The 23,415-nt window shown below is 70.9% G+C and carries 25 protein-coding genes and 1 tRNA gene; 12 read left to right on the top strand and 14 right to left on the bottom strand.

Annotation, left to right across the window (positions count from 1 at the left end):
• Positions 1 to 69: 69 nt before the first annotated feature.
• Both ABD901_RS11140 and ABD901_RS11135 read right to left on the bottom strand, forming a co-directional pair.
• Complete coding sequence (locus ABD901_RS11140) at positions 70 to 765, bottom strand: type 1 glutamine amidotransferase domain-containing protein (protein WP_345124094.1); 696 nt, start codon at positions 763 to 765, stop codon at positions 70 to 72.
• A gap of 477 nt (positions 766 to 1,242) precedes the next feature.
• Complete coding sequence (locus ABD901_RS11135) at positions 1,243 to 2,010, bottom strand: SDR family NAD(P)-dependent oxidoreductase (protein WP_345124092.1); 768 nt, start codon at positions 2,008 to 2,010, stop codon at positions 1,243 to 1,245.
• Positions 2,011 to 2,154: 144 nt separating this feature from the next.
• Here ABD901_RS11135 and ABD901_RS11130 point away from each other — a divergent pair, with 144 nt between their 5' ends.
• Positions 2,155 to 3,117 carry an ABC transporter ATP-binding protein gene (locus tag ABD901_RS11130; RefSeq protein WP_345124090.1) on the top strand — a complete coding sequence of 321 codons (963 nt, stop codon included), beginning with the start codon at positions 2,155 to 2,157 and terminating at the stop codon, positions 3,115 to 3,117.
• Positions 3,114 to 3,836 (top strand): ABC transporter permease, encoded by a 723-nt coding sequence (locus tag ABD901_RS11125; RefSeq protein WP_345124088.1) that lies wholly within the window; start codon positions 3,114 to 3,116, stop codon positions 3,834 to 3,836. The genes ABD901_RS11130 and ABD901_RS11125 overlap by 4 nt, the downstream gene beginning before the upstream one ends.
• Before the next feature lie 139 nt (positions 3,837 to 3,975).
• On the opposite strand, the gene ABD901_RS11120 is transcribed toward ABD901_RS11125, so the two are convergent.
• From ABD901_RS11120 to ABD901_RS11095, 6 genes are all read right to left on the bottom strand, one after another.
• Positions 3,976 to 4,052 (bottom strand) — tRNA-Ala (locus ABD901_RS11120).
• An 83-nt stretch (positions 4,053 to 4,135) separates the two neighbouring features.
• Positions 4,136 to 4,813: a divisome protein SepX/GlpR gene (gene sepX, locus ABD901_RS11115; protein ID WP_345124087.1), complete on the bottom strand. Its 678-nt coding sequence runs from the start codon at positions 4,811 to 4,813 to the stop codon at positions 4,136 to 4,138.
• A gap of 186 nt (positions 4,814 to 4,999) precedes the next feature.
• Entirely contained in the window at positions 5,000 to 5,620 is a 621-nt protein-coding gene (locus ABD901_RS11110) for a GNAT family N-acetyltransferase (protein ID WP_345124085.1), read from the bottom strand.
• Positions 5,617 to 6,903: a molybdopterin molybdotransferase MoeA gene (locus ABD901_RS11105; RefSeq protein ID WP_345124083.1), complete on the bottom strand. Its 1,287-nt coding sequence runs from the start codon at positions 6,901 to 6,903 to the stop codon at positions 5,617 to 5,619. The genes ABD901_RS11110 and ABD901_RS11105 overlap by 4 nt, the downstream gene beginning before the upstream one ends.
• On the bottom strand, positions 6,900 to 7,832 hold the full coding sequence (locus ABD901_RS11100; protein WP_345124080.1) for a UTP--glucose-1-phosphate uridylyltransferase: 933 nt from the start codon (positions 7,830 to 7,832) through the stop codon (positions 6,900 to 6,902). Before ABD901_RS11100 ends, ABD901_RS11105 begins: the two co-directional genes overlap by 4 nt.
• A gap of 9 nt (positions 7,833 to 7,841) precedes the next feature.
• The gene (locus tag ABD901_RS11095) at positions 7,842 to 9,911 is read right to left on the bottom strand and encodes a diguanylate cyclase (protein ID WP_345124078.1); all 2,070 of its coding nucleotides are present in this window, start codon (positions 9,909 to 9,911) and stop codon (positions 7,842 to 7,844) included.
• A gap of 25 nt (positions 9,912 to 9,936) precedes the next feature.
• Between ABD901_RS11095 and ABD901_RS11090 the strand changes: the two genes are divergently transcribed.
• Entirely contained in the window at positions 9,937 to 10,620 is a 684-nt protein-coding gene (locus ABD901_RS11090) for a 5-formyltetrahydrofolate cyclo-ligase (RefSeq protein WP_345124076.1), read from the top strand.
• Between the two features lie 3 nt (positions 10,621 to 10,623).
• Positions 10,624 to 10,929: an FmdB family zinc ribbon protein gene (locus ABD901_RS11085; RefSeq protein WP_345124074.1), complete on the top strand. Its 306-nt coding sequence runs from the start codon at positions 10,624 to 10,626 to the stop codon at positions 10,927 to 10,929.
• Positions 10,930 to 10,989: 60 nt separating this feature from the next.
• On the opposite strand, the gene ABD901_RS11080 is transcribed toward ABD901_RS11085, so the two are convergent.
• Positions 10,990 to 11,172 carry a hypothetical protein gene (locus tag ABD901_RS11080; RefSeq protein WP_345124620.1) on the bottom strand — a complete coding sequence of 61 codons (183 nt, stop codon included), beginning with the start codon at positions 11,170 to 11,172 and terminating at the stop codon, positions 10,990 to 10,992.
• 86 nt (positions 11,173 to 11,258) lie between these two features.
• Here ABD901_RS11080 and ABD901_RS11075 point away from each other — a divergent pair, with 86 nt between their 5' ends.
• Both ABD901_RS11075 and ABD901_RS11070 read left to right on the top strand, forming a co-directional pair.
• Positions 11,259 to 11,408: a hypothetical protein gene (locus tag ABD901_RS11075; RefSeq protein WP_345124072.1), complete on the top strand. Its 150-nt coding sequence runs from the start codon at positions 11,259 to 11,261 to the stop codon at positions 11,406 to 11,408.
• Positions 11,409 to 11,478: 70 nt separating this feature from the next.
• A complete protein-coding gene (locus ABD901_RS11070; RefSeq protein WP_345124071.1) occupies positions 11,479 to 11,778 on the top strand; it encodes a translation initiation factor 2 in 300 nt (99 codons plus the stop codon).
• On the opposite strand, the gene ABD901_RS11065 is transcribed toward ABD901_RS11070, so the two are convergent.
• On the bottom strand, positions 11,775 to 12,254 hold the full coding sequence (locus ABD901_RS11065; protein ID WP_345124070.1) for a DUF2231 domain-containing protein: 480 nt from the start codon (positions 12,252 to 12,254) through the stop codon (positions 11,775 to 11,777). The two genes, ABD901_RS11070 and ABD901_RS11065, sit on opposite strands and share 4 nt — an antisense overlap.
• A 116-nt stretch (positions 12,255 to 12,370) precedes the next feature.
• Here ABD901_RS11065 and ABD901_RS11060 point away from each other — a divergent pair, with 116 nt between their 5' ends.
• Positions 12,371 to 12,802, top strand: a complete 432-nt coding sequence (locus ABD901_RS11060; protein ID WP_345124069.1) for a Fur family transcriptional regulator — start codon at positions 12,371 to 12,373, stop codon at positions 12,800 to 12,802.
• Positions 12,799 to 13,614: an oxygenase MpaB family protein gene (locus tag ABD901_RS11055; protein WP_345124067.1), complete on the top strand. Its 816-nt coding sequence runs from the start codon at positions 12,799 to 12,801 to the stop codon at positions 13,612 to 13,614. Before ABD901_RS11060 ends, ABD901_RS11055 begins: the two co-directional genes overlap by 4 nt.
• 171 nt (positions 13,615 to 13,785) lie before the next feature.
• Here the strand turns inward: ABD901_RS11055 and ABD901_RS11050 are convergent, their stop codons facing one another.
• Positions 13,786 to 16,593, bottom strand: a complete 2,808-nt coding sequence (locus ABD901_RS11050; protein ID WP_345124065.1) for a glycoside hydrolase family 9 protein — start codon at positions 16,591 to 16,593, stop codon at positions 13,786 to 13,788.
• Between the two features lie 113 nt (positions 16,594 to 16,706).
• Entirely contained in the window at positions 16,707 to 17,093 is a 387-nt protein-coding gene (locus ABD901_RS11045; RefSeq protein WP_345124063.1) for a thiol-disulfide oxidoreductase DCC family protein, read from the bottom strand.
• 132 nt (positions 17,094 to 17,225) lie between these two features.
• Here ABD901_RS11045 and trxA point away from each other — a divergent pair, with 132 nt between their 5' ends.
• Together trxA and ABD901_RS11035 are read left to right on the top strand one after the other, a co-directional pair.
• Entirely contained in the window at positions 17,226 to 17,609 is a 384-nt protein-coding gene (gene trxA / locus ABD901_RS11040) for a thioredoxin (RefSeq protein ID WP_345124061.1), read from the top strand.
• 51 nt (positions 17,610 to 17,660) lie between these two features.
• Positions 17,661 to 19,922, top strand: a complete 2,262-nt coding sequence (locus ABD901_RS11035) for an intein-containing Rv2578c family radical SAM protein (RefSeq protein WP_425556678.1) — start codon at positions 17,661 to 17,663, stop codon at positions 19,920 to 19,922.
• A 572-nt stretch (positions 19,923 to 20,494) separates the two neighbouring features.
• Here the strand turns inward: ABD901_RS11035 and ABD901_RS11030 are convergent.
• Together ABD901_RS11030 and ABD901_RS11025 are read right to left on the bottom strand one after the other, a co-directional pair.
• On the bottom strand, positions 20,495 to 21,253 hold the full coding sequence (locus tag ABD901_RS11030) for a DUF695 domain-containing protein (RefSeq protein WP_345124058.1): 759 nt from the start codon (positions 21,251 to 21,253) through the stop codon (positions 20,495 to 20,497).
• A 19-nt stretch (positions 21,254 to 21,272) separates the two neighbouring features.
• Complete coding sequence (locus tag ABD901_RS11025) at positions 21,273 to 21,767, bottom strand: MaoC family dehydratase (protein ID WP_345124056.1); 495 nt, start codon at positions 21,765 to 21,767, stop codon at positions 21,273 to 21,275.
• A 306-nt stretch (positions 21,768 to 22,073) separates the two neighbouring features.
• Between ABD901_RS11025 and ABD901_RS11020 the strand changes: the two genes are divergently transcribed.
• Positions 22,074 to 22,508 (top strand): hypothetical protein, encoded by a 435-nt coding sequence (locus ABD901_RS11020; protein WP_345124054.1) that lies wholly within the window; start codon positions 22,074 to 22,076, stop codon positions 22,506 to 22,508.
• A complete protein-coding gene (locus ABD901_RS11015) occupies positions 22,505 to 23,398 on the top strand; it encodes an MFS transporter permease (RefSeq protein WP_345124052.1) in 894 nt (297 codons plus the stop codon). Before ABD901_RS11020 ends, ABD901_RS11015 begins: the two co-directional genes overlap by 4 nt.
• The last annotated feature ends 17 nt before the right edge of the window (positions 23,399 to 23,415 follow it).

The raw sequence follows: 23,415 nt of genomic DNA, 5'->3' as shown, positions 1-23,415 counted from the left end.
CAGGTCCGGCAGGCTCAACGACCGCAACTGCGCGGCCAGGGCTTCCCTGTCCTCGTCACGGCTCATCGTTCAGTTGAGCACGCTCAAGACCCGCTGGGCCAGCGGTCCGGCGGACGCGGGGTTCTGGCCGGTGTACAGGTTGCGATCCACCACGGTGTACGGCTGCCACATCGGGCCGCGGGAGAAGTCCACGCCGAGCTTCTTGACCTCGTCCTCCATCAGCCACTTCGCCTTGGACGCCAGGCCCACCGCCTCTTCCTCGTCGTCGGTGAAGCCGGTGATCCGATAGCCGGCGAACGGCGACCCGCCCTCCGCGTCGCGGGTGGCCAGCAGCGCAGCCGGCGCGTGGCACACCACGGCCAGCGGCTTGCCCGATGCCAGCGCGTCCACCAGCAGCTTTCCGGAGTCGGCGTCGAACGCGAGGTCCTCCATCGGCCCGTGGCCGCCCGGGTAGTACACCGCGTCGTAGTCCTCCACGCGAGCGTCCGTCAGCGCGATCGGCCGCCGCAGCTCGTCGGCCCGCTCGATGACGTCTTCCTCCTCGCGCGCCTTCTGCTCACCACCGGCCATGTCCGGCCGCAGGCTCAGCATGTCCACCGTGGGTACCACGCCGCCCGGCGTGGCCACGGTGACCTCGTGGCCGGCCTCGGTAAAGGCGCTGTACGGGGCCACGAACTCCTCGGCCCAGTAGCCGGTGGGATGCCTGTGCCCATCCTTCAACGTCCAGTAGCTCGCCGCTGGCAGAACGAACAGCACCTCGGCCATCGACAATCACCCCCTCGATCCGGTCCGGCGCTCTGACATCCCTGCGCTACCCCTGAGGCCGCCCACTACACGGCGCATGAGAAAGGCGCGGCCACGGCCTGGCCTCTGGCGTTGCCGCTACAAGCTGTCCGGCCAACCGCGTCCCGCTGCGCTGCCCTGTTCCGGTCGCCATCCGCGCGGCCGTTGCGGGCCGTCGTGGCAAGACCGCACGTTCACTTGGACGAGGGGCTGGCAAACGACGCTCGGCCGATGGTGGCGGGCGCCTTCGGCCTGCCCTTTTCAACGGGGCACAGTGGTCCAGGTCCGACCCTGCCCACGGTCATTCCTCCAGACCGTCTGCCGCCGCCCGGGTCGTGCGGGTCATCAGTCGGTGGTCCAGGCCGTCGGCGGCAAGGTTGGCATCCGTCTCATCGTTCGCGGCTTCCGCCTGAGCGGATGCGCTATTTGAATGATCCGCCGAGTTCACAACGTGTCGTCCTAGACCTGAGCATTCCCGCCATCGACGAAGAACTCGGCGCCGGTGATGAAGCTGGCGTCGTCGGAGGCGAGGAACGTGACGGCCTTCGCGATTTCTTCGGGGCGGCCCAGGCGTTTCATGCTGACGCGCGAGGCCAGCACCTCCATCCCCTCGGGCCGGCCGGGGAGCATCTCCATCCCCTCGGGGTGTCCGTCGAGCATCGCGGTGCCGACCGGGCCCGGGCTGACCACGTTCACCCGGATGTCGCGGCCCTGGTCGTACAGGTCCGTCGTCCACGTGCGGGCGAACGACCGCACCGCCGCCTTGGTGGCCGCATAGACGCCCTGGCTGGGGTAGCCCTTGATGGCGACAACAGAGCCGGCCAAGATGATCGTGCCGCCGTCAGGCATCAGTGGCAGGGCCTTCTGCGCGGTGAACAGCGTGCCCTTGACGTTGGTGTTGAAGGCGCGGTCGACGTGCTCCTCGGTGATCGAGCCGAACGGGACCCGATCGAGGGTGGCGGCATTGGCGAAGACGATGTCGACGCGTCCCTGTTCCTGGCCGATCTGCTCGTAGATCCGGTCGAGGTCCACCGGCTCGGTGATGTCTCCCTGGATGGCGGTGACGGCGGGTCCGATGGAGGCCGCCGCAGCGTCCAGTTCGGGCTTGCGGCGGCCGACGATGTAGACGTGGGCACCCTCCCGGGCGAACTCTCTGGCGGTGGCCAGGCCGATGCCGGTGCCGCCGCCCGTGATGAGGGCGACCCTGCCCTCCAGCTTCCCGGGCATGATTTCCTCCCACGTCGCTGAGTTGGCGCGAAACGCACCTTCTACCCTGCTGGCGCCCAGGCCACACCAGACGTTCGGTCATTGACCATCTCTGGTGGCAGGGCCAACATCGCGGTGGTACCAGCTTCTCGGACGGGGTCGGCGATGAGCAGTGGCACAGCGGAAGGTACGGCGGCGCTGTCCGTACGTGATCTGAGCAAGCGCTTCGGCGACCGGGTTGCGTTCGAGCACGTCTCCTTCGAGGTTGCCCGCGGCGAGATCTTCGGCTTCCTCGGGCCCAACGGCGCCGGGAAGACGACCACGGTGCGAACCCTCGGCACGCTGATCGCGCCGACCTCGGGCTCGGGGACGGTCGCCGGGATCCCGCTGACGCCGGACAATGGGGTGGCCATCCGGCGGCGGATCGCCATCATGCCTGAGTCGCCGGGGCTGTACCTGCGCCTGAGCGTCGCCGAGAACCTCGCCTGTTTCGCGGACCTCTACGAGGTACCCAAGCCGCGTGAACGCATCGACAGCGCCCTGCGGGCCGTCAATCTGGCCGAGCGGACGCGTGACATCTGCGGCACCCTGTCCAAGGGCCTGCGTCAGCGGGTCGCCCTGGCCCGGGCACTGCTCAGCGACCCTGAGGTGCTCTTCCTCGACGAACCGACATCGGGCCTCGATCCGGTCGCGGCCCGGGATGTTCACGAGCTGATCGACGGGCTCCGGCGGCGCGGCGTCACGATCTTCCTCACGACGCACCGCCTCGAGGAAGCCGAGCGCCTGTGCGACCGCGTCGCGATCCTGAACACGACGCTTCGCACCATCGGGCGCCCGTCCGAGCTTCGCGAACAGCTGTTCACCAGGACGCTCACCGTCCGCGTAGCTGCCGTGCTGCCGGACCCCGATCGTGTCTTCGCGGGCCTCCCCGCAGTCGACGGGTGGCACCCGGACGGCTCTGCCGGGTACGTCCTGGCGGTGACCGACCCGACGGTCGCGGCGCCGGCCGTCGCCCGGGCCCTCGTCACGGCCGGCGCGGACGTGCTGTCGATCGGCGAGTCGCACCACTCGCTGGAAGACGTCTATCTCCAGTTCGTCGACGAAGACAGCGAGGCGCGACGCGGATGAGTCTCAGTGGCCGGCGGGTGCGGGCGATCTTCCGCAAGGAGCTACGGGACTACCGACGCAACAACTCGATCGTGGCGGCGATGGCGATCATCCCGCTGATCTTCCTGGTCCAACCGCTGGTGATCGTCCTCAAGCTGTCCGGCTCGGCGGCCGGGACGATCGCGCACGCGCACGCGCTGCTGTACATGCTGGCCATCCCGGCGCTGGTGCCCGCTCTGGTCGCTGCCTACTCGGTGGTGGGCGAGCGGACACAGGGCACCTTGGAGCCGGTGCTGAGCACCCCGATTCGTCGCGAGGAGTTTCTGCTGGGCAAGGCGCTGGCGGCGCTCGTTCCGTCGGTCGCGGTCGCGTACGCCGTCTACACCGCGTTCCTCGTGATCGTGAAGCTGTTCGCGGCGCCGGCCCTGGTGCCGGCCCTGCTGCGCTGGCCGGACATCGTCGCCCAGATCGTCTTCACACCGCTGCTGGCCGCATGGTCGATCTGGCTGGGCATCGGCATCTCGGCGCGGGTGGGCGACGTCCGGGTCGCGCAGCAGCTCGGGATGGTCGCGAGCCTCCCGACCGCCGTGGTGACTTCGCTCGTCGCGTTCGACGTGATCCACGCGACGGTCGGGCTGGCCATCGGCTGCGCCGCCCTGCTGCTGCTCCTCGACGGCCTCGGGTGGCGAACTCTGGCGGTGACCCTCAACCGTGAACGGTTGATCACCGGCACGCGGTGACGGCGCCTCACCAAGCTGCGCGTGAACCACCCCGAGCAAATCACCCGCCGCCCGAAGGGGCCTCGGTCGGGTGAACGAGGCCACTGCTGTACAAGATCAGAAAGGCCCGTTCCCAGATGCGGAAGCGGGCCTTGACCTGTGGTGGAGTTGAGGGGACTCGAACCCCTGACCCCCTCGATGCGAACGAGGTGCGCTACCAGACTGCGCCACAACCCCTTAACGGTTCGCCGAAGCGGACCGGCGCTAAGAGTAACAGAGGGCTTGAGGCGCACGCGAATCAGATACCCCGTATCGGGGGGTCACTGGCCCGAGGCGCGGGTGTCGTACGGGCGGCCGCGCAGAGACTGCATGCGCGCTGCCTCGCGGCGGGCGCGGTCGCGTTCGGCGAGCTGGCGGGACAGGGCCTCGCGGCGCGCGGCCGCGCGGCGCAGCTGCTCGCGGCGGACCAAAGCCTGGCGGCGGGCGATCCACGCGGCGTAGCGGGCCTCCTCGCGGCGGCGACGGCGGTCGCGCAGGGCCCGGGTCCGCAGGTGCGCCAGGTAGGTCAGCAGCAGGACGCCGGTGACGGCGAAGCCGACCCAGAAGCCTGGGCTGACGAGCGTGATCCCGCACACCTCGACCATGTTCAGCAGGACCAGGGCGAGCAGGACCCGGCGGCGGCGGTACATCGCCCGCGGCGCCCGGTGCACGCGGCGGCGGACCGTGGGGGGCACGGGGGTCAGGGCGCGGCGCGGCGGTGGCAGAGGCCCCGACGCCGAGGAGACGCGCTGCACGAGCAGGCGCGGCGGGTTGACCGGGCGGCGGCCGGGCACGGTGCGGCGACGTCGGTCGGCGCGGGACAGCACCCGCGCGGTCGACAACGCCCGCTCCGCCACCAGCCGCTCTGTTGCGTCGTATCGGCGCACCAACGCGGGCGCCAGGGCGAGAAGCCCAGCAGCGGCGAGGACGGCGAGGAGCACCGAGGTCGGCACCCTCACGCCTCCTAATCCAAGCCTCTCGCGCCGGTCCCCCAGGCGCGCGAGCCATTCAAGCCTGTGGAAGTTACATCGTGGTAACTCCGACACATGACCATACGTCGCGCGCGGCGTTCTACCACGTCAACACGCAGGACGAAACGCCCGGTCGAGCAAACCGGGCATAACCGAAAAGTCCGAAAGACGGGGCTAGGCGTTCGCTGAGGACTTGTGCCAGCGCTGCAGCAAGGAGCCGCCCTCGTCGGCGAGGTCCTCGGTGGTCATCGCGTAGCCGAGGTGGTCGCGCCAGTCGCCGTCGATGTGGAGGTACCGATGATGGTAGGCCTCCTGACGGAAGCCGAGCTTCTCCACGACCCGTCGGCTGGCGAGGTTGTCCGGGCGGATGTTCACCTCGATGCGGTGCAGGCCGCCGACGCTGAAGGCGTGGTCGACGACCAGGGCGAGCGCGGTCGGGATGATGCCCTTGCCGGCGTAGCGGGCGTCCACCCAGTAGCCGGCGTATCCGGAGCAGAAGGCGCGGCGCACGATGTTGCCGAGGGTGAGCTGGCCCACCAGCTGCGACTCGTAGCAGACCGCGAACGGCATCGCGCTGCCGTGGCGGGCGGCGCGGCGCAGGTCGGCGTGCACGGCGCGGAAGGCCGCGATGGAGTTGAGGTCGTACCAGGTGCCGTAGGGCGTCGGCTCCCACTTGCCGAGCCACTGCTCGTTGGCCCGGCGCACCTCTGACCACGCGCGTGCGTCGGAGCGCCGATACGGGCGCAGCGTGACCGGTCCGTCGGTGAGAACCGCAGGCCATCCGGGCTGACTCATCGCCGCCTATCCAAGAGTATGACGTCCACGGTGGAGCCGGCGGCCGCGCTGATGACCTTCTCCCCCAGCACCATGAGGCCGTTGGCGTCGGCCAGGCCGGAAAGGGTGTACGGGCCGCCGGCCAGCGGAGCGACAGTGTACCCGCCGCCGCGGCGCTCCGTGATGTACGCGGGACGGAACTCGCGCATCCCGGAAGGTGAGCTGACCGTCTCCAGCAGGTGGGCGCGCACGCTCGGGCGGAAGACCGGGTCGGCGCCGGCGAGCAGCTGGATCACCGGGCGGGCGAGCACCTCGAAGCCGATCAGGGCGGCGCCGGGGTCGCCGGGCAGGCAGACGATCGGCACGCCGTTGGGGCCGCCGACCGTGCCGTAGCCGATGGACGAGCACGGGTACACCGAAAGGTCCGAAAAGACCACCGTGCGCGACAGGATGCGCCGGACCATGTCGCCCGGGCCGGTGCCGGTGCCGCCGGTGGTGATGATCAGGTCGGCGCGCAGCATCTGGTCGTCGAGCAGGCCGCGCAGGCCCTCGGGGTCGTCGTCGCAGATGCCGACGCGGTACGCGTGCGCGCCGGCCTCGGCCGCCGCGGCGGTCAGCGCGTGGGAGTTGGCGTCGACGACCTGGCCCGGCTGGCTGGCCCGCCCGACGTCGACGAGCTCGTCGCCGGTGGCGATGACCACGACCCGCGGGCTCGGGCGGACCACGACGTGGCCGATGCCGCTGGCGGCGAGGACCGAGACCAGCGGGGGCGTGACGTAGGCGCCGGCCCGGGCCAGGACCGCGCCGGCGGGCAGCTCGTCACCGGCCCGGCGCACACCGTGGCCGCGCTTGGTCGGGTGGTACACCTCGACCGCCGCCATCCCCTGGTCGGTCATGCCCGGCGGCACGATGACGTCGGCGGAGACCGGCATGAGCGCGCCGGCGGCGACGGAGAAGCAGGTGCCGGGGGTGAGGCGAACCGGGCGCCAGCTCGAGGCGACCAGGTCACCGACGACGCTCAGCCGGACCGGGCGGCCCGGCTGAGCGTCGCTGATGTCGTCGAAGCGCGCGGCGTAGCCGTCGATGGCGGCGTGGTCGAACGCGGGCACGGGGCCCGGCCCGACCACGTCTTCGGCGAGGACGTTGCCGTGCGCGGCGGTGATCTCCAGGTCCAGCGGGGGCAACGGGCGCAGCCCACGGAGCACGCCGGCGAGGTAGCCGGCGAGGGGGACGCGCGCGTTCGGCCCGACGCCGGCGTCGCGCGCCGCGTCGTGGTGGGAGCCCGTCGCTGGAACCGCTGTCACCCGCGCAGATCCTTCTCCACGAACTGGGTCAGCCAGTGGCTGAACGCCTTACCGAGGTCGTCGCGCTTCACCGCGAGCTGGACGACCGTCTGCAGATACCCCAGCGGCATGCCGGTGTCGTACCGCGTGCCGCGATAGACGATGCCGTGCACCGGGGTCCCCTCCGCCAGCAGCAGCGCCATGGCGTCGGTGAGCTGGATCTCGCCGCCGGCCCCGGGGCCGATGCGCCGGATCGCGTCGAAGACCTCCGGCGGCAGCACGTATCGCCCGACGATGGCGAGGTTGCTGGGCGCCTCTTCGGGCTTGGGCTTCTCCACCAGCGCGGTGACCTTCACCGTCTCGCCGGCGTCGACCGTGTGATCGGAGGGTTCGACGGCGGCGATGCCGTATCGGTTGGTCTCCTCGGGGTCCACCTCGATGAAGGCGAGGACGATGCCGCCGGTCTGCGCCTGCAGGTCGAGCATCGCCGGGAGCAGGGGTTCGGCCTCGTCGACGAACTCGTCGCCGAGCAGGACCGCGAAGGCTTCGTTGCCGACGTGCGACTCGCCGTACGAGACGGCATGCCCCAGACCGAGCGGCTCTCCCTGCCGGCACGTGTAAATTTCGGCGAGCTCGGCGGGGCGCTTGATCGCCTCGAGGCGCTTGGTGTCGCCCTTCTCCGCGAGGCGCGCCTCCAGGTCGGGGCGGCGGTCGAAGTGATCGACCATGGAGGTCTTGCCGCGGCCGGTCACCAGGAGGATGTCCCTGATGCCGGATGCGGCGGCCTCCTCGACGATGTACTGCAGCACCGGGCGGTCGACGACCGGCAGCAGCTCTTTCGGGACGGCTTTGGTGGCCGGGAGGAAGCGGGTGGCTAGCCCCGCCGCCGGGATCACGGCTTTGACAGCCCGCTGGCGCGTGGCGGACTGGTGAGGAGTCGTGTCAGGCATGTAGAAAGGCTAGCCGCCGCGGCTCTGTCGCGGTGGTTGCGCCGCCTTCGCCGCGCCGGGCGTCACCTCAGCACTCGCCTTCCCGCCGATCACACCGGCCGCCAGGCGATACGTGTCGCGACCTCCGGCCTTCGCCGCATACAGCGCGTCATCGGCCGCCTCGAGCACGGCCGCGCCGGTCGTGCCATGATACGGAAATACTGCGATACCGATCGATACCGTGACGGGAATCCGACGTGGCGGCGGTCCGCCGGTGGACGACACGACGAGCACCGGGCTGCGCCGCACGGCGGCACCGAGCCGCTCGGCGAGCACCGAGGCGCCGCCCGCGTCGGTCTCCGGCAGCAGCACCACGAACTCCTCCCCGCCCTGGCGGAACGCGAAGTCGACCTCGCGGATCTCCGCGCGCAGCCGCCGCGCGAACTCGGCCAGCACGGCGTCGCCCGCGGGGTGGCCGTAGGTGTCGTTGACCTCCTTGAAGTGGTCGAGGTCGAGGGCGAGCACCGCGAGCGCCCGGCTGAAGCGGCTGGCCCGCTCGACCTCGCGGCGCAGCGACTCGCGCAGGTAGCGGTAGTTGGACAGGCCGGTCAGCGGGTCGGTGAGCGACAGCCGCTGGGCCTCCTCGTGGACCCGGACGTTGTCGACGGCGACGGCGGCCTGCCCGGCGAACGTGCGCAGGGTGATGAGGTCGGCGTCGTCGAACTCGTCGAAGCCGTGCCGGTCGTAGAGGGCTAGCACGCCGCGGGCGGCCGGCGGGCGGTCCGACTGCGGCTCCAGCCCGGTGGTCGGGCCGGCGGCCGGCGCGGCGATCGGCACCGCGACGTACGTCACGCAGCACGGCTCGAGCGGCGAGAGGACCGGCCCGTCGCGCTCGACGCGCCCGCGCATCGGCTCGCCGGACGCGGCGACCATGCCGAGCAGGCCCTCGCCGGCCGGCAGGCGCAGGTCGGCGACGTCGGCGCCGCCCGGCATCGCGAGCCGGCCCTCGCCGACCTGCCCGCGCAGCTCCGAGCCGGCCTGGTCGACCATGAGCACCACCCCGGCCTGTGCCCCGGTCGCGGCGGTCGCCGTCTGCAGGATCACCTGCAGGATGCGGTCGAGGTCGTGTGTGCCCGCCAGGGTGTCGCCGAGCACGCCGAGCTGGCCGCGCAGCTGGTCCCGGCTGGCCGTGAGCGCCTGGACGTACCCCTGCATCTCCCGCGTCATGCGGTTGAACGTCTGCCCGAGCCGCCCGACCTCGTCCTGGCTGCGCACCGGCACCCGCGCCCCGAGATCGCCCGCGGCGACGCGCTCGACCGCCTGCGCGAGCTCGGTCAGCGGCTGCGTCGTGGAGCGGGCCAGCCACCAGGCGACGCTGATCGCGACCAGCCCGGCGCAGACCACGACGGCCACGAGCACCCCATAGAGTCCCTGCGTGTCGGGCGCGGGCACGCTGATGGCCAGGGTGAGCGGCTGGCCCGGCTGCGGGTCGAGCCGGCGCACCAGCCGCCCGTCGTCGGTCGTGCCGGTCGCGCCGGGCACCAGGGCGCGGGCCAGGGCGACGAGGCCGGCATCCTCGGCGGTGGGCTGCGCGCCGCCGGCGAGGGAGTTGATCCGCACGCCGCTGGCCGAGGCGAGCCAGCCGAGCAGGTCGGCGTCGACGGGCTCGACCGCGTAGGACCACCCGACCCGCCGCCCTTGCGCGTCGAGGACGTCGACGGAGGCGGACACGGCCGCGAACACCGAGGTGGTGGGCGCCGCGCAGTCGGCCCACGGCCGGGCCGGCAGGTCGCCCGCGGAGGTGAGCACGGTCCCGTCGGCCCGGGTCACCTCGACCGCGCGGGCCAGGCCACGGGAGATCGCCGCCTGCGCCGCGTCGGGCCGCTCGCCCGGCAGCGCCGCGGTCTCGGCGGCCAGCCGAAGCCGCTGGCAGGTGAGGGCGAGGGCGGCGCGCAGGTTCTCGGCGCCGGACTCGAGCCGCTCGGAGGCACGCTGGTCGCTCACGGCCGCCACGGCGATCCCGACGAACACCGCGCCGAGCAGGACCGGCCCGAGGACGACCGCGAGAAAGGCGGCGGTGAGCCGCGCACGCAGCGTCACGTCCCGTCCTCCAACACATCGGTTGATGCGATGCTGTCACAAATTCAGGAGGAATCGAGTGGTCCCACCAAGGGTGTCCCCCAAATCCGAGCTCAGAGCGCATATCCGCTCCGTGCGCCGCGCCATGCCGGACCTCGAACGGACGACCGCGGACCGCTCCCTGGCCGCCGCAGCCTCCGATCTGGTACGTCAGGCCGGCGCCCGCACCGTGTCCGCCTACGTGCCGCTGGCCGGGGAGCCCGGCGGCGGGGAGCTGGTGCCGGCCCTCGCCGGGGCGGCCGAGCGCCTCCTGCTGCCCGTCCTGCTGGACGACAACGACCTGGACTGGGCCGAGCACGACGGTTCGTTCGCGCCCGGCCGCTTCGGCCTGCTCCAGCCGACCGGCCCGCGGCTGGGCCGCGAGGCGGTCGCCGGCGCCGATCTCGTCCTGCTGCCCGGGCTGGCCGTCTCGCCTGACGGGACACGGCTGGGGCAGGGCGGCGGCTCCTACGACCGGGTACTGCAAAGGGTGGAGGCGCCGACGGTCGTTCTGCTGTACCCCGGGGAATTCCTGGCCGACGTCCCCTCCGAGCCGCACGACCAGCACGTCTGCGGCGCGATCGAGGCGAGCGCGGAGCGTTATGAAACCGCGCACGTCCACTGGACGAAGGGGTGCTCAATGACGCAACATTGGCACTCGAAGTATCGGAGTGCCAATGATGGAGGCTGAGCGGTGCCGACCTACCAGTACGCCTGCACGGAGTGCGGCCACCAGCTGGAAGCTGTCCAGTCGTTCACCGACGACGCGCTGACCGTCTGCCCCGAGTGCCAGGGCCGGCTGCGCAAGCAGTTCTCGGCGGTGGGCGTGGTGTTCAAGGGCTCCGGCTTCTATCGCACCGACTCGCGCTCCGCCGCGAAGTCGTCGAGCTCGTCGTCCACCAAGACGGAGACGAAGAGCGAGTCGACGAAGACGGAGACCAAGAGCGAGACCAAGACCGACTCGAAGCCGGCCACGACGAGCTCGACGCCCGCGGCCTGAGGCCTGGATCACACGAAAAAGCGCCCGGGAGACCGGGCGCTTTTTGACATGTGTGTGAGATCAGTCCCAGTGCGGCGGGCGGTCGGAGAGCAGCCGGTCGTCGTTGGTCGACGCGCGCTCGCCCCACCCCGCGTCCGTGTCGTCGGTCGTGTGGTCCGGGAGCACGACCAGCTCGTCTGCGAAGTCCTCGAAGGACACTTCACGCTGTTCATCGGTGGGAGCCCACCCGTTCGTACCTGCCACGGCAGCGAGACTACTCCTGGCAGTTTGCGAGAAAGTGGCCGAATGACGACAGTCGCCTCTGCGGTACACCGGTCACACTCGGCGGCATGACACAACCCACCCCGGAGACGGCGCCGGACCTCCCCCTCGGCGAGGCGCCCGCGGACGACCAGGAGACCCAGCGCCTGGACCAGCAGGACCCCGACTCCACCCGCCCGATGTCGCTGGCCGAGCTGCGCGAGCTCAACCTCGACTGAGCCGCTCACACGGCGCCTGACCCGCTTACCGAGCCAAGGGTGAGCGGGTCAGGTGGGTAATCTCAGTGCTGTGAGCGACGACGCGTACTGGCGGCGCCCGGCGGAGGGCGCCGAGGCGCCCCCTCCCGCGCCCGCCGCCCCGCCGAGCGTCCCCTACACCGGTGCGCCACGCAGCACCCCGCCACCGCCCGGCTGGCGACCCCCCGTGGTCGAGAACCCGGCTCCGCCGCGCCGCCTGCCGGCGCAGGACGTCGAGCGGATCGAGCGCGAGGAACAGGCCGCGACGATCCTGACCAAGGGCATGGGCATCTTCGCCGGGGCCGTCGCGCTCGTCCTGCTGCTGATCCTCTGCGGCCGGGTGCTCTTCTAGAACCCGGACCAGACCATGTGGGCGCCGGAGTCACCGGTCTTGTACACGTAGTAGCCCGACACGACCGCCAGCACCACCGCGAGCCCGGACGCGACCCAATGCGCCGCCGACGGCGCCTTGATCTGCGCGCGCCCGCCCTTGGCCGCGATCATGAACGCCATGATCAGCGCCACCACGGCCAGGCCGAGGATGAACCAGAACAGCTTGTCGGCGTAGCCCTCGTGGTCCGTGATCAGCTTCTTCATGTCCGGCGACTGGAACGCGCGGTTGGCGCTGAACTGCTCGCCGGACTCCTTCGCGAAGAACACGGCTCCCGGGGCGGCCAGCGCGAACACCACGAGCGGCCAGCGAATGTGCCGACGGCTTGCCGGCCAGACCGCGTACAGCACCGCGGTCAGCGCCAGCAGGGGCACCAGCACCACCGCCGCGTGGATGTACAGCGGGTGTGCCGGGATGCCTAGGACACGATCGAACACGGTGCCTCCTTTTCGGTTGCGATCCTCCCCCGGGGGTGCGTACCCGTCCAAAAGATCCAAGGTTCAAGAGTCCGGAAACATTTGAACGGTTCCAGCCTGCGTGGTCTGATGGAAGCGTGTCGGGTGAAGATCTGCTGCGCGCCCGGGGTCTGCGAGTCACGCGACCCCGGCTGGCCGTGCTGGAGGTCCTCGAGCAGTCCCGCGGCCATCTCGACGTCGAGCAGATCGCGGCCCGGGTGCGCCAGCGCCTGGACACGGTCTCGACCCAGGCGGTGTATGACGTGCTCAACGCGCTGTCCCGGGCCGGGCTGGCCCGCCGGATCGAGCCGGCCGGCAGCCCGGCGCGGTACGAGTCGCGGGTCGGCGACAACCACCACCACGTGGTCTGCCGGGGCTGCGGCGAGATCGCCGACGTCGACTGCGCGGTCGGCGACGCGCCCTGCCTGACCCCGTCGCAGGCGCACGGCTTCATCCTGGACGAGGCCGAGGTCACATTCTGGGGCCTGTGCCCGGCCTGCCAGGCCAAACGCGACCAAGACCTGCAGTGACCGACGTTGGGCTGTTCGGCCCGGACTCGATCACCTGGCGCGTGCACCGTGAGCCGTTCGTCTCCGTCGGCGGGCTGCGCAGCCTCTACCTGCAGGCCCTGCACCCGCGGGCGGTGGCCGGCGTCGAGCAGAACAGCCGCTACCGCAAGGACCCCTGGGGCCGGCTGGCCCGCACCTCGACGTACGTGACCACCGTGATCTACGGCACCACCGAGGAGGCGGAGCGCGCCGGCCGGCGGGTCCGCGCCCTGCACGCCCGGATGACCGCCGTCGACCGGCGCACCGGAGAGCGCTTCCGCATCGACGACCCGGAGCTGCTGCGCTGGGTGCACGTCACCGAGGTGGAGTCGTTCCTGACCGCGGTGCGCCGGGGCGGGCTGCGGCTCACCACGGCGGAGGCCGACGCCTACTACGCGGAGCAGACCCGCACGGCCGCGCTCGTCGGGCTGGACCCGGCCACGGTGCCGGCGTCGGTGGCCGAGGTCGTGGAGTACTACGCCGCGATGCAGCCGTCGCTGGAGCTCACCGTCGACTCGGCGGCGACCGGCGTGTTCCTGACGGTGCCGCCGCTGCCCTACGGCCTGGGGCTCACCCCGGTCCGCGGCGCGTCGCTGGGCATCTCGGCGCTGGCGATCGGGCTGCTGCCGTCGTGGGCGCGCCGGCTCTACGGGCTGCCGCCCCTGCCCGGCGCCGACGGCCTGACCGCGGTGAACAGCTTCGTCCTCGGCCGGCTGCTGCGGGCGGTGCCGGTGGAGTGGATCGAGTCGCCGGCCCGCAAGCGCGCGATGGAGCGCCTCGGCCTGCGTGACTGACCCGGGGCCCGGCCGCTGCCCGCGCCCACCGGCCGGAACAGCCGTTACGGTAACGCCTGTTACGCGGGGTACCGATATTTCGGATGTCACCGTGTCTATCACCTATGTCGCGATTCGCCGCGTCTGGCGGACCAGGCGACGTGCGCCTGGTCCGCCGTCTGCGCCGCAGGCTCAGCGGGCCGTGCAGGTCACCGTGGCCGGTGCCGTGTTGGCGCCCGAGTAGCTGGCGCCGAAGCCGGGGGCCACCGAGGCCGACGGCGCGAGCGAGCCGTTCCAGTCGGCGTTCTTCACCGTCACCGCCGCGCCCGTCTGGCTCCACACGCCCGACCAGCCGTTGGTCACCTTCTGGTTGCCCGGGAACGTGAACGTCACCGTCCAGCCGGCGATGGCCGAGGCGCCGTTGTTGGTCACCGTCACCTCACCGTTGAAGCCGTCGCCCCACTGGTTGGTGACCTTGTACGTCGCCGAGCACGACGGCGTCGTCGAGCCGCCGGTCGTGGTCACCGACACCGGGTCGGACAGCACCGAGAGGTTCCCGGCGGCGTCCTTGGCCCGCACCGCGAACTGGTACGCCGTGCTCGCGCTGAGCCCCGTGACGTTCGCCGACGTGCCGGTCGCGGTGGCCACGACCACCGGGCCGGCGGTGCCGCCGAGGCGCAGCACGTCGTACCCCGTGACGCCGACCGTGTCCGTCGACGCGGCCCACGAGAGCGTGACGCCGCTGGAGGTGATCGCCGAGGCGACCGGCGTGCCGGGCTTGCTCGGCGGCGTCACGTCCCCGGTCTGCGCCGACGTGGTGACGGTGCCGGCGGCCGAGGCGGCCGAGGCGTTGCCGGAGGTGTCGAGCGCGACGACGGTGAACGAGTACGCGGTCGACGGGGTCAGCCCGGAGATCGCCAGCGAGTTCGTCGCGCTCGTGCCGACCAGGGTGCTGCCGGAGTACACGTTGTAGCTCGCCACCGCCACGTTGTCCGTCGACGCCGTCCAGGTCGCGGTGACCCCGGTCGCGGTGACGTTGGTGAACGAGGGCTTCCCCGGCGTGCTCGGCGGCGTGGAGTCGACCGGGCCGCTGCCCGGCGCGTCGCCCCACACCTTGGTCGAGCCGTCGAACAGCGTCATGCGGCTGTTCGCGGCCTGGGTCGTGCCGCCCGGCAGCGACCAGTCGTTGGACGGGTCCCAGGTGCCGGCCGAGGTGATGCGGAACTGCACCTCGCGCCGCCACGCGGACTGCCCGGCGGGCGCGATCGTCTGCCCGGCACAGCTCACGGTGACGTAGTAGGTGCTGCCGGACACCAGGGTCGGCCCGGTCGGCGCCGAGCACTGGTTGTAGGCGCTGGACAGCGTGATCTGGCTCGGGGTGGTGGTGCCGTCGAGGGTGAAGTAGTAGCGGAACGAGCCCTGGGTCAGCGCCCGGGCCGGCCACGCCGACTTGTTGTAGACCAGCGCCTTGACCTCGGTGAAGCCCGGGCCGGATGCGTTGATCGAGGACTCGATGTACATCTCCGGCCCGTCCGGGCTCTCCGCGACCGGGAAGTTGGTCAGGGCCGTGCCGCCGAACTCGCTGTACATGCGGGCCAGCGCGCTGGTGAACCCGGCGTTGTAGTCGGTGGCGACCTCGTTCATCACGTAGTCCTGGCGGCTGTCGGTGTAGGCGTCGTTCGGCGACGACGGGCCGCCGACGAGCGCGCCGTAGAGCGTGTGCCGGGACTGCGCCGGTTCCTGGATGTTGTCCGTCCACGAGCCGTGCGCGGTGCGGTGGTGCGGGTTCTTCGGCGGGTTGGCCCCGAAGCCGATCATGTAACTCGAGCTGCGCGGGTTGTCGCCGAGGATGTAGTTGATCTGGCGGACGCCGAAGTCGTGGTACCGCGCCTTGCGGGTCGCGTCCGTGAGGTAGTCGCTGTAGACGAACGCGACGAAGGAGGTGTTGGCGGCGTACCGCAGCGAACCCCAGCTGTCGAGGACAGCCTCCCCGCCGGGCGACGTGGGCACCTTCTGGCCGTTGACGCCGACGGTCCAGTAGTCCAGCCAGCGGTTGGCGTCGTCGATGTAGCGCTGCTTGCCGGTGAGCTTGGCCAGCAGGACGTAGCAGCCGTACGACTTGTCGTCCCAGGCGATCGTCCAGCGGTAGGACTTCGTCGTCGTCTGGTTCTCGTTGCTGAGGTTGTCGTAGCCGGCCTCGGCCTTGGCCAGGTACGAGGCGTCGTTCGTGGCGCGGTACAGCCAGATCGCGCCCCAGACGAGCTCGTCGTTGTAGCCGCTCCACGAGTTGTAGTAGCTCGCGGCATCGGTGATGCAGTCCGTGTACTTCTTGCGGACCGCATCGGCGAAGGAGTACAGCTGCTTCGCGTGCGTGACGAGGGTGTCGGCGTAAGTCGGGTCCGTCGGGCGGATCACGATCGAGGAGGCGGCCATCGCGGCGGCGGTCTCGCCGGCCAGGTCCGAGCCGCCACAGGTGGCATCGATCTTGTACGCCGGGCGCGCCATCGGCATCACCTCGGCCGGACCCCACCAGGCATGGTCGGCGTTGCCGTTGCCGACCTGGCCGTAGAGGACGTTGGCGCTCGGGTGGGCCCTGATGAAGTAGTCGTTGACGAACTTGAGGTTGTTGACCAGGTTCGTCAGCTGGCCCGAGTTGGTGTAGGCGGCGCGGTACTCCACCGCGCCCCACGCCAGCATCGTGGTGGAGAACGCCATCGGGAACCCGAACTTGACGTGGTCGCCGGCGTCGAACCAGCCGCCAGTGAGGTTCACCCCGACGTCCGAGCCGTCGTTCATGGCGGAGTTGCCGCGCCAGCCGACGCGGTTCCAGGACGGCTTCGGCCCCGACTGCTGCGCCTCGTAGAACCAGATCGACTTCTGCAGCGCCTCGGCGTAGTTGAACGCGGGCGCCGCGTGTGCGGCGGGCTGCTGTATCGCCACGACGAGCGCGGCGGCGGCGGCCACGACGGCGCTCAGTATCGCGATTCTGCTTTTGGGCATCGACTTCCCTCCCTGCGGCGGCTGGTCGGATTGAACCCGCCGTCGCACCGGCTTACGAGGGAAGCGCTCTCTTCGCGGCTATCGCCGCAGGTCGGGCACTGAAAGTTGCACGTCTACGCGGCTCGTGCGGGATGGTTGGGCGGCAGCGCACACGCCGCCGTGCCGCCGGGCATGCGGTGGCGGTTGCGGGCCACCCAGCGGTACACCGGCCAGGCCAGCGCGGAGATCGGCCGCAACCCGAGGACGGCGCCGGCGAGGCGCCACGGCTGCCGCGCCCGCTGGAGCAGGTCGGCGATCGCCACCGGGCCGCCGGTCGCACGGCCGGGCGCCACGTAGTACACCGCCGAGCTCACCTGCTCCTCGGTCAGCCCCAGCGCGTCGAGGTCGGCGAACTGCCAGGCCAGGACCTCGGCGTCGGGCCGGATGCGGCGCTCGATGAACCGGGCGCATGATGAACAGAAGGCGCAGTCACCGTCGAACACGAAGGTCGGGCGTTCCACCCATCCATCATCGCGCACATGGGTGCATGCGAGAGGGTGAGCCCCGACACCGGTTGGGAATGCCGGTAAGGGGTATGTGGTTATGACGGTGCATACACGATACGACGCCATGAACGATCGGAGCTGAAAAGCATGGCAACCGTAGAGCTGACCGCGGAGAACTTCGCCGAGAAGGTCCAGGGTGATGGCATCACCCTGGTGGACTTCTGGGCGGAATGGTGCGGCCCGTGCCGGATGTTCGCGCCGGTCTACGAGCGGGTCTCCGACGCCAACCCGGACATCGTGTTCGGCAAGGTCGACACCGAGGCGCAGCAGGCCCTCGCGGCCGAGTTCAACATCCGGTCGATCCCGACCCTCATGATCGTCCGCGACGGCGTGGCCCTGTACTCCGAGCCCGGCGCGCTGCCGCAGCAGGCCCTCGAGTCCCTGATCCAGCAGGCTCGCGACCTCGATATGGCCGAGATCCGCGCGAAGGTCGCCGAGGCCGAGGCCCAGGCGAAGGCTCAGACGGCGTAACGGTCCGCGGGTCGCCTTGTCTTTGGTTCGTACGCGTGTTCGAATGGGTGCGTGCGATGGGACAACCTGAAGGCGACTGGCGGTCCTGGCACCGGTGACACCGGGCAGCCGCGGGCGCTACCGCTCGCGCTGCCCGGCGCCGTCGTGCGCACCTTCGACACCCCCGAGTTCCGCGGCGTCACCTTCTACGAGATCCGCGCGAAGTCCCTCATCAACCGCGTCTCCGGCGGCGCGCGGGTCCCCTTCGAGTGGACGCTGAACCCGTATCGCGGCTGCACACACGCCTGCGTCTACTGCCTGACCGGCGACACGGCCATCCTGATGGCCGACGGCACCACACGCCCCTTGGCCGACCTGCGCGTGGGCGACGAGATCATCGGCACCGTCCGCGACGGCCGCCAGCGCCGCTACACGACCACCAAGGTCCTCGCGCACTGGTCCACGTCGAAGCCCGCCCACCGCATCACGCTCGCCGACGGCACGACGCTGGTCGCGTCGGGCGAGCACCGCTTCCTGACCGACCGCGGCTGGAAGCACGTGACCGGCGCGCGCCACGGCCGCAGCCGCCGCCCCCACCTCACGACGGCGAACCGCCTGGCCGGCATCGGCGCCCTCCCCGCGCCGCCGCCGCTGTCCTCCCCCGACTATCGCCGCGGCTACTTGTGCGGCTTCGTCAACGGCGACGGCCACGCGTCCCCGGTCCCACCGGCGGCCTTGCAGCGCGCACACGACTACGCCGAGTCCTTCGGCGGCCTGCACGCCCTGACCACAGCTCCCGGCTCGACGGACCGCGAGTTCGCCGGCGCCAGCGTCCGCGACGCCAGCGCCGTGCTCGACTGGCCGGACCACCCGTCCCGTTCGTGGCGCCTGGGCTTCGTGGCCGGCCTCTTCGACGCGGCGGGCTCCCTTTCGGCCGGTCTCCCGTTCTTCGCGCCCTCCGACAAGGCGGTGCTCGACTGCCTGGTGGAGTCCCTGTCCGCCTTGGGCTTCGCAACGACGATCGACGACCCGTGCACGACCTCAATGTTTCGTCACGTGTCTGATTTTTCGAACATTTCCGATTTTTCTGATTTTTACGGGGCTACCGCCTCCCTCGGCGGGAACGGCGTCCGCGTGCTCGGCGGCGTCCGCGAGCGCGTCCGCTTCGCCCTGATGTTCGGCGCAACTCGCCCCGCCCTGTCCCCCGGCATCGCCGGCGACCTGGTGCGCGGCGACGAAACCCTGCGCGTGACCGCCGTGGACGATCTCGGCATCACCCTGCCCATGTACGACATCACAACGGGCACCGGCGACTTCATCGCCAACGGCGTGGTCAGCCACAACTGCTTCGCCCGCCACACCCACACCTACCTGGAGCTCGACCCCGGCCACGACTTCGACTCCCAGATCGTCGTGAAGGTCAACGCCGCCGAGGTCCTCCGCCGCGAGCTCTCCGCCCGCAGCTGGCCCGGCGCCCACCTCGCCATGGGCACCAACGTCGACTGCTACCAGCGCGCCGAGGGCCGCTACCGCCTGATGCCCGACATCCTGGCCGCCCTGCGCGACCACGCCAACCCGTTCTCGATCCTGACGAAGGGCACCCTGATCCTGCGCGACCTGGACCTGCTCCGCCAGGCCGCCGCGGTGACATCGGTAGGCCTGTCGATGTCGATCGGCTTCGTCGACGAGACGCTGTGGCGCTCGGTGGAACCCGGCACCCCCAGCCCACGCCGCCGCCTGGACGCCATCCGCCGCCTGAGCGACGCCGGCTTCCCGGTCGGCGTCCTGATGGCCCCGATCCTGCCCGGACTGACCGACGACGACTCGTCGATCGACGCCACCGTCGCGGCCTTGTCGGCAGCGGGCGCGACCAGCATCGTCCCGATCGTGCTCCACCTCCGCCACGGCGCCCGGCAGTGGTACCGCACCTGGCTGACCCGCGAGCACCCGGCGCTGCTCCCCCTCTACCGCGACCTCTACGCGCGCGGCTCCTACGCCCCGCAGTCCTACCAGCGCGAGATCGCCGCCCGCGTCCGCCTGGCCGCCCGCCGCCACGGCCTGCACCTCGGCGGCACCGGCTCGACTCGCGCGCTCTCCTCCGATCCGTCGTCCCCCGATTCGCGTCCCTCCGACCCGTCGCAGCTCGGTCCGTCCGAACTCGACCTGTCGCCCTCGTCGGCACCGCCGGCGTCTGGGCCGGAGGCGTCACGGACGGCCGCGGCCTCCAAGTCGGCCGGGACTTCCGGGCCGGCCGAGAAGGCCCGACCGGCCGAAGGGTCCGCGGCGGCTCGGCGGAACGTGCAGGTCGTCGGCGAGCAGCTGACGCTGCTCTGACGAGCCTGCGGCGCCGCGACATACGGGCCCTGCGGCTTCGCCCGGCACGCACCGTTCGCATCGCCGAAGCACGTGACTAGGCCGACACGAGACCCAGTCAGCGCGCACCCACACACGCGACCCGGCCAACGGGCGGCCCAGGCACCGAGCGAGCCGGGCACGCGGCCCAAGCAATGCGCGGCCCAAGCAATGCGCGACCCAGGCAATGCGCGACCCGGGCAATGCGCGACCCGGGCAATGCGCGACCCGGGCACGCAACCCAGGCAACCGTTGCGCAACCCAGGGCGGCGCACCATCCGGGCCGGCACGGCCGACCCGGCGTAACGCGCCGCGGGTGCCGCGTGCAACGCGCGCAGGGCGCGGGCGCGACGCGCGTGGGCTCGTGGCGCGGCGAGCAGGCCGGGCAAGGCGATGTCGTTGGTACGCACGGGCGACGCCGCGATAGAGCACTCGTGATGCCGCGAGCGGCGGGCGTCCGATCTCCTTCTACGCTACAGGACTCGAAAAAGTCCGATCTTCAAATAGTCGTCGAGGTCACCGGAGAGTAGCGGGCCGTTGCGCCCTGTGACGGGTCAGGTCTGGACCATGCAGCCCCAGCCGTCGTAGATGCCGTCGTGGCTCTCTACGATGCCGCGGACCTTCCAGGTGACCTCGTGCAGGGCGGGGGGCTCCACCGAGTCGCGGCGGATGGCCTGTAGGACGAAATCGCCCTCGTCGCCGCGCTCCACCGTTACGGCGAAGCCGTCCTCGCGGAGATCTTGCGCCGACAGTTCTGCTCGGTCCGGGTCAGGGAAGTAGGCGAGGAACTCCACGGCGCGCGGGGCGCTCAGGCGGTCGCCGTGGGCCTCGAGCTCCTGGACGACCTGGTTGTCGTCCATGATGTTGCGCTGCCAGGCATCGGGGGTGAGCTCCTCGCGGACCCTCGTCCAGCCGGGGTCGGAGTTGACGGCGGTCGTGGGAGCGAGGCCGTCGATCGAGGCCAACGGGGGTGGGGTGGCGTCGGGAGGGAGATAACCGGTGATGCGGCCCGCGTTGTCGGAGAGGACACGGCCCACCACGGCGCCGCCGGCGGAGCGGAGGACCTGGCGTACCGCCTCGTCGAGGGCGTGGATCGCGGTCAGCTCCGCGGCCGCCGGCATGCCGCTCGCGCCGTCGCCGGAGTAGGCGAACTCGACGTCGTAGCGCTGCGGGAACCTTGCCACCGGGGCGGCCTCGACCGCGCCGAGATCGATGTTGTACATCGCGAGCCGGCCGCCGACCTCGCCAGGGTAGACAGCCCAGCGCTCGACCCACGCCTGTTCCCGCCCCAGCAGCCTGCGGAGCAAACCCACGCCGTCCTCCTTGACGCTCCTACGACTTCGGCTCCGGGAAGCTGGGCGCCTCCGGGCCCGCGTGCGACTTCTTCGGCACCATCACCCGGCGCTTGAACACGCAGACGAGGGTGCCGTCCTGCTTGTAGCCCTTGGTCTCCACGGTCACGACACCGCGGTCTTCCTTCGACTCCGACTCGCGCTTGTCCAGCACGACAGTCTCGCCGTAGATGGTGTCGCCGTGGAAGGTCGGTGCGGTGTGGCGCAGCGACTCGACCTCGAGGTTGGCGATGGCCTTGCCGGACACGTCGGGGACCGACATGCCGAGCAGGATGGAGTACACGTAGTTGCCGACCACCACGTTGCGCTTGAAGTGCGTCGACGTCTCCGCGTAGTGCGCGTCGAGGTGAAGTGGGTGGTGGTTCATGGTCAGCAGGCAGAAGAGGTGGTCGTCGGACTCGGTGACCGTCTTGCCGGGCCAGTGCCGGTAGACGGCACCGATCTCGAACTCCTCGAAGTATCGGCCGAACTGCATCTCGCACTCCTCGTGAACAGCTCTGACAGCTCTGTCATGTGTTTGGGAGCATGCAGGCCGTGACCGGCGAATCGATAGAGGAGGCGGGCAAGTGTGACAAAACGCAGTGAGCGGCGGGGCTCTCCCTGGCAGCCCGCCGCCCACGCTCTGTGGTGAGTATCTTGGTACCGCAGCCCGCCCAATCGCAACGCTCCGTATAGAGACGCGCGTCACACAATCGGGTAATTGAGCGTGTCCACTACGCATTGTGATGGGCCTCTCACTACGGAGAGTGATGTGTTTGCCGTACGGTAAAGTCTGGCGCCGATGGAACGGTTGAGCACTCGGGGGCGTGTGCTGCGGGTCGCGGCGACGCTGCTCTTCGGCGCCCTCACCCTCGCGGGGACATTTTGGGGCGACGACACGGTGTTCCCGTTCGCGCCCTTCCGCATGTTCTCCACCGCCGACAAGCCCGACGAGCCGGTGCTGGTGCTGCGCACCGACGGCATCGACAACACGGGGCGGCGGATGGAGCTCAACGAGCGCAACGCCGGGGTGCGCCGGGCCGAGATCGAGGCGCAGATCGAGCGCTTCAAGGCCGACCCGTCCCTGCTGCACTCGGTCCAGGAGTCGTACGCCGCCCGCAACCCCGGCAAGCCCCCGCTCGTCGAGGTCGACATCGTCGAGGTGCAGCACCACCTGCGCCACGCACAGCCGACCGGCGAGATCACCGAGGTCGTGCTCGCGAGGTACCGCCCGTGACCTGGCTGTTCTCCCCCGTGCCGAAGGCGCGGATCGCGGCGTTCCGGACGCTGGTGTACCTCTTCGTCCCGCTCGATCTGGTCTTCTTCAGCGCCTGGATCAAGAGCCACGGCAACCTGCCCGGCAACCTCTACCAGCCGCTGGTCGTGGGCCGCCTGCTGCACCTGCCGACGCCGACCCACCTGATCGTCGACTCGATCTACTACGCGCTCATTGCGCTGTCGCTGCTGGCCGCGACCGGCCGCGCCCATCGCCTGCTCGGCTGGACGGTGTTCGCCCTCTACTTCGAGTGGATGATCATCGCGATGAGCTACGGCAAGATCGACCATGATCGGTACGCCATCCTGGTCGCCCTCGCCGTCCTGCCCACCGCCGGCCGCGCGCGCCACGGCGACCAGACCCCGTCCGAGGCCGGCGGCTTCGCCCTGCGCGCCACCCAGATCGCGGTGATCTGCACCTACTTCCTCGCCTCGATCGCCAAGCTGCGCTACGGCGGCCTGGAGTGGCTCACCGGGGCGACGCTGACAAGGTCGTTCATCCGGCGCGGGACCTTGCTGGCCCAGTGGCTGCTCAAGATTCCCGGGTTCACGACGGTCTCGCAGTTCGGCATCGTGGGCTTCGAGCTGTTCAGCCCGATCGTTTTCTTCCTGAAGCCCCGTCATCGGTACCTCATCGTCGCCGGCTTCTACCTCTTCCACCTGTTGACCTTCAGCCTCATCACGATCTCCTTCGTCCCGCACCAGATCGCGATGGCCGCCTTCCTGCCGCTGGAGAAGGTGACCCCGATCCGCTGGCTGAAGCGGCTCCGGCGCGGGAGCGCGGACGAGGAGCCGGAGCGCCCGGCCACGGCTTCCCCGGCGGCGAGCACGCCGGCCGCCACCGAGGCCTGAGGCATCGGGCGGATGCG

The organism is Dactylosporangium darangshiense (assembly GCF_039537565.1).
Classification (GTDB): Bacteria; Actinomycetota; Actinomycetes; order Mycobacteriales; family Micromonosporaceae; genus Dactylosporangium; species Dactylosporangium darangshiense.
Note: the sequence above shows the minus strand (reverse complement) of the source record. Positions and strands in the feature narration are given on the sequence as shown.